The organism is Streptomyces longispororuber (assembly GCF_014656095.1).
GTDB classification, from domain to species: domain Bacteria; phylum Actinomycetota; class Actinomycetes; order Streptomycetales; family Streptomycetaceae; genus Streptomyces; species Streptomyces longispororuber.
This window is the reverse complement of record NZ_BNBT01000268.1, coordinates 1-5182: the sequence shown is the minus strand read 5'-3', so window position 1 is coordinate 5182 and position 5182 is coordinate 1. Positions and strand designations below refer to the sequence as shown.

At 74.8% G+C, this 5182-nt stretch carries 5 protein-coding genes; all 5 read right to left on the bottom strand.

The genetic code is table 11. The features are described 5' to 3' along the window. Positions 1-565: autoinducer binding domain-containing protein (locus tag IE330_RS37620; protein WP_229926216.1), on the bottom strand; the 565-nt coding region annotated here is incomplete at its 3' end. Between the two features lie 32 nt (positions 566-597). After that, a complete protein-coding gene (locus IE330_RS37615) occupies positions 598-2310 on the bottom strand; it encodes an amidohydrolase (RefSeq protein WP_373314829.1) in 1713 nt (570 codons plus the stop codon). Between the two features lie 211 nt (positions 2311-2521). Beyond that, positions 2522-2875: an STAS domain-containing protein gene (locus tag IE330_RS37610; RefSeq protein ID WP_190140680.1), complete on the bottom strand. Its 354-nt coding sequence runs from the start codon at positions 2873-2875 to the stop codon at positions 2522-2524. Beyond that, the gene (locus tag IE330_RS37605; protein ID WP_190140679.1) at positions 2872-4227 is read right to left on the bottom strand and encodes a PP2C family protein-serine/threonine phosphatase; all 1356 of its coding nucleotides are present in this window, start codon (positions 4225-4227) and stop codon (positions 2872-2874) included. The genes IE330_RS37610 and IE330_RS37605 overlap by 4 nt, the downstream gene beginning before the upstream one ends. Continuing rightward, positions 4227-5030, bottom strand: coding sequence for an alpha/beta fold hydrolase (locus IE330_RS37600; protein ID WP_190140678.1), 804 nt, complete (start codon positions 5028-5030; stop codon positions 4227-4229). Before IE330_RS37600 ends, IE330_RS37605 begins: the two co-directional genes overlap by 1 nt. Between the last annotated feature and the right edge of the window lie 152 nt (positions 5031-5182).

Here is a 5182-nt window from a genome sequence, read left to right as displayed (position 1 = left end):
GCTCGGGCGCGGGTGCGGCGGGCGGGGTGCGGGGGTCCGGGGGCGGGCCGTCGGGAGGCGCCTCGGGCGCGGCCAGGGACTCGGTGAGCAGGGTGAGCGCGGCGCGCGCCGCATCGGGCGCGCGCCGCGGCCGGCGGGTGCTGAGGTTGAGCATGCCGGCGTAGCGGCCCTCGGCGGTGAACAGGCACTGGGCCACGCCCCCCGCGATGCCCAGGGGGCGCAGCACGTCGGTGAAGCCGGGCGAGGCGGCCAGCAGGGGCGCGGGCACGTCGGTGAGCCACAGGCCGCCTCGGGCCGGGTGGTGCAGGACGGCGAAGACCGGGTCGTGGTGGAGGCGGTTTTCGATGTAGGCGGTGGCGTGCTCGGGGTAGGTGCCGGCCAGGGTGGTGTGGCGCCGGTGCGCCGGGTCCCAGCGGGTCAGGGAGGCGTGGTCGTACTCCAGGACCCGCGACAGCGCGGTGAGGACGTGGCGGAAGCCGGTGCGGGCGCGGGCGGCGTCGCGGGCGGCCCGGCGGACCTGGACGGCGGCGTCCAGGAGGTCCGGGGTGCTGTGCGGGGCGGCCATCCCCCCAGGATGATCTTGTGGGGGGTGGTGCGTCAATCGGCGAGGGCCTCGTGCACGATGCGGCCGTCGACGACGGTGAGGGTGACGGGGGTGGCGGGGATGTCGTGGGGGTCGGCGGTGAGCAGGTCGGTGTCGAGCACGCACAGGTCGGCCACCTTGCCCACTTCCAGGGAGCCCTTGTAGTGGTCGGCGAAGTCCTGCCAGGCGGCGTCGATGGTGTAGGTGCGAAGGGCCTCGGCCAGGGTGATGCGCTGCTCGGGGCCGCTGACGCGGCCGGCGGCCTTGGACTCGCGCAGCATCATGGTGGCCACGCCCTGGCGCCAGTCGGGGTGGGTGACGGGGGCGTCGGAGCCGCTGGCCACGCGCAGGCCGGCGTCCAGGGCGTCGCGGTAGGGCCAGGCGTAGGCGGCGCGTTCGGGGCCGACGAAGTCCTCCTCCATGTCGGCGACGGTCCATTTGATGGTGGGGTTCATGTTGACGCCGAAGCCGTGGGCGGCCAGGACCTTCATGCTGTGGGCGGTCAGGAAGTCGCCGTGGATGGCGTAGTGGCGGGCGTCCTTGCGGGGGTGGGCCGCCTGGGCGGCGGCGAAGGCCTGGGCGACGGTGTCGATGGCGCGGTCGCCGGTGACGTGGACGCCGAGCTGGTGGCCGGCGGCGTGGGCGTGGCGGATCATGGCGTGGAGTTCGGTGACGCGTTCGCTGTCGCTGTCGCCGCCCACGCACAGGCCGCCGCAGCCGCCGCCGACGTAGGGCTGGTGCATCCAGGCCGTCTTGTTGGGGACGATGCCGTCGGCGAAGATCTTCACGCCGTGGACGGCCAGGCGGCGCGCATCGCAGCCGCCGCCGGTGCCCGGGGCGGTCAGCTCGCTCAGGGCGCGGGCGAACTCCTCGGCGGTGCCGGCCATGCCGGTGGGCAGCAGCAGCACGCCCAGGCGGGCGGTCAGTTCGCCCTCGGCCAGCAGCTCGCGGTAGACCTCCAGGGTCTGGGTGCCCAGGGCGCCGCGCATGATGCCCTCGCCGCCGGGACCCAGGCCCGGTTCGGTGTAGCTGGTGATGCCCAGGCTGGCCAGGGTGGCCAGGGTGGAGCGGATGGCGTCGGTGCGCTCCTGGCGGCTCAGCGGCGGCAGGGCGTTGTGGACCAGGGCCTGGGCGCCTTCGTGGAGCAGCCCGGTGGGCTCGCCGGCGGCGTCGGTGACGATGGCCCCGCCGGGGGGTGCGGGGGTGTGGCGGGTGATGCCGATGCTGTGCAGGGCCCGGGTGTTGACCCAGGTGGCGTGTCCGGAGAAGGAGTACAGCACGACGGGGTGGTCGGGGCTGACCTGGTCCAGGTCGTGGCGGGTGGGCCGGCGCGCGGGGTCGGCGGCGCACTCGGCGAGGTAGCCGGTGTCCCAGCCGTGCCCGGTGATCCACTGCCCGGCGGGGGCGCGTTCGGTGGCCTTGGCCACGGCGCGGGCCACGTCGGCCAGGGAGGCGACGGCGGGGTGGCCGAGGTCCAGGGAGAGCGGCGGGCCGGCCATGCCGTAGGCGCACCCGTGCAGGTGGGAGTCGTTGATGCCGGGCAGCAGGGTGGCCCCGCGCAGGTCGATGACGCGGGTGCGGGGGCCGATGAGCGGGGCGACGGCGTCGCGGTCGCCGACGGCGCTGATGGCGGTGCCGGTCACGGCCAGCGCCGAGGCCAGGGAGAAGTGCGCGTCCACCGTCATCACCCGCGCGTTGTGCAGCACCAGGTCCGCGTACGTGTCCACGGTCAAGGGGGGTCCTTTCGCCGTCCGGGCGGACACCGGCCGCCCGGAAGTGATCTTCCTTCCGGGACTATCGCGGTACCGGGGCCGGGTGCGCATCGGTCATTCCACCGATACGGGCTCACGCCGGGGCGGGTGCGGGGCGGCCGGGTCCCGTGCCCGGTGTGCTGCCGAGCCGCTTGCGCGGTGCGGGCGGGCGGTGGGGGTGCGGGGTTCAGGGTGAGGCGGGGCCGGGGCGGGTGGCGGTGGCGGTGTCGGGGTGCAGGGGGAAGATCTGGTCGAGGCCGACGATGCGCAGGATGCGCAGCATGTTGGCGGGTACGGCGGCCAGGGCGATGTCGGCGTGGGCGGTGTGGGCGTGGTGGCGGGCGGCGATCAGGGCGCTGATGCCGCTGGAGTCGCAGAAGGTGACGCCCTTGAGGTCCAGGACCAGGCGCCGGCCGGCGTCGAGGGCGGTGGCGGTGACGTGGGCGCGCAGGTGGGGGGCGGTGTGGTGGTCGAGCGCACCGGTGATCTCCAGGACGGGACCGGTCGCGGCGTCTCGAGTGGTGATCTTCAGTGGGTTCATCGTGTGCTTCTCGTCGGGGAGTCGGGGGCCGGTACGCCGAGGGCGAGCAGGGCGGTGTCGTCGTCGAGGCCGTCGCCGAAGCCGGCGAGCAGGCCGGTGAGGGCGTGGATCAGGGTGTGCGGGGGCCGGCCGGCGTGGCGGGCGGCGAAGGCGAGCAGGGCCTGGTCGCCGAAGAGGTGGGTGCGGTCGGGGCCGGTGCGGGCCTCGGTGAGGCCGTCGGTGTAGAGCAGGAGGGTGTCGCCGGGGGCCAGGGTGGTGGTGGCGGTGGTGAAGGTGGCCTGGGGCAGCACGCCGACCAGCAGGCCGCCGGGGGTGGGCAGGAAGTGGGCGGTGCCGTCGGCGCGCAGGACCAGGGCCGGGGGGTGTCCGCCGGAGGCGAGGTGGACGGTGCTGCCTCCGGTGGCGGGGTCGGGGTCCAGGGTGCCGAAGACGGTGGTGCAGTAGCGGGGGTCGCCGCCGGCGGTGTAGCGCTCGTGGAGGACTTGGTTGAGGGTGGTCAGGGCGGCGACGGGGTCGGGGTCGTGCAGGGCCGCGGCGCGCAGGGTGTAGCGGGTCAGGGAGGTGACGGCGGCGGCCTGGGGGCCCTTGCCGCACACGTCGCCGAGGAAGAAGGCGAAGCGGGTGCCGTCCAGGGGGAAGACGTCGTAGAAGTCGCCGGTGAGGTGGTCGGGCGAGGCGGTGTGGTAATAGGCGGCCGTCTGGAGGCCGGGGACCTCGGGCAGGGTGTCGGGCAGCAGGGACTGCTGCAGGACGGCCAGGGTCTCCTGGAGCCGGGCGCGGTCGGCCTCGGCCTGGCGGCGGGCGGCTTCGGCCTGGCGGCGGGCGGCTTCGGCCTGGCGGCGGGCGGCTTCGGCGGCCCGGCGGCCGCGCAGGAGCTCTTCTTCGTAGGCGCGGCGGTCGCGGGCGTCGAAGACGGTGGTGCGGATCAGCAGGGGCTCGCCGGTGGAGCCGTGTTTGACCACGGAGGAGACCAGGACCGGTATGCGGCCGCCGTCGGCCCGGGCCAGTTCCAGGGCGATGCCGCTGATCTCGCCCCGCATGCGCAGCAGGGGGGCGAAGTGGGTCTCGTGGTAGAGCTTGCCGCCCGTGGTGAGCAGGTCGGTGAAGCGCATCCGGCCCACCACGGCCTCGCGGGTGAGGCCGAGCCAGCCCAGCAGGGTGGTGTTGATCTTGGCGACGGTGCCGTCCATGAGGGTGGACAGGTAGCCGCAGGGGGCGTTCTCGTAGAGTTCCTCGGCGCTGTCCTCCAGCAGTGCGGCGAAGGCCGCGTCCGGGCTCTGCCCGCCGGCACCGCGGCGGTCGCGGGGATCGCGGGGGTCGTGGGGGTCGGGTTGCCGGTCGGTGCGGTCCATCAGTGCCGGGCCGCCAGGAAGGTCAGGATGGCCTCGTTGGTGGCCGCGGGCGCGGACAGGTGCGGGCAGTGGCCGGTGGCGTCGAGGGTGACCAGCTTCGAGCCGGGTATCGCCCGGTGGACGAAGGCGCCGACCTCGCGGGGGGCGATGGCGTCCTGGGCGCACTCCAGGATCAGGGTGGGCACCGTCACGTTCTTCAGGTCCTCGCGGGAGTCGGACAAGAAGGTGGTGCGGGCGAAGACGCGGGCCATGTCGGGGTCGGTGGCGCAGAAGCTGTTCGTGAGTTCCTCGCCGAGTTCGGGGCGGTCGGGGTTGCCCATGGTCAGAGGGGCCATGGCCGCGGACCAGCCGAGGTAGTTCGCTTCCAGGGAGTGCAGGAGCTCGTCGATGTCCCAGGCGCTGAACCCGCCGCGGTAGCCGTCGTCGTCGAGGTAGCGCGGGGAGGGGGCGACCATCACCAGGGAGCCGATGTGCCGCGGGGCCAGGGCGGCGGCCAGCACCCCGGTCATGGCGCTGACGGAGTGGCCCACGAAGGCCGCCTCGCGCAGGTCCAGGGCCTGGCAGACCTCCACCACGTCCTGGGCGTAGCCGTCCAGGCCGGAGTAGCGGTCCTCGTCGAAGGCGGTCAGGTCCGAGCGGCCCGATCCGACGTAGTCGAACAGCACCACGCGGTGGTCGCGGGCCAGGGCGGGGACGGTCAGACGCCACATGTTCTGGTCGCAGCCGAAGCCGTGGGCCAGGACCACCGCCGGGCCCGCGGGGTTGCCGGTGACGGTGATGTTGTTCCTGCGTACGACGTCCATGTCCGCCAGTGTCTCAAGTGCGCCGGGAGGGGCGGACGGGGCCGGTTCCCGGCGGGGGGGGGGGGGGGGGGGGGGGGGCGGCGGACGCGCTGCCGCGCCGGGAAGCGGATGGCGGCGGCGCGGTGCATGCGCGTAGGCGCCGCCCGCCGCAC

Coding starts and splice junctions, on each gene's coding strand:
- IE330_RS37610 (WP_190140680.1), bottom strand. CDS start 2,875: ATGAACCCACTGAAGATCACCACTCGAGACGCCGCGACCGGTCCCGTC.
- IE330_RS37605 (WP_190140679.1), bottom strand. CDS start 4,227: ATGGACCGCACCGACCGGCAACCCGACCCCCACGACCCCCGCGATCCC.
- IE330_RS37600 (WP_190140678.1), bottom strand. CDS start 5,030: ATGGACGTCGTACGCAGGAACAACATCACCGTCACCGGCAACCCCGCG.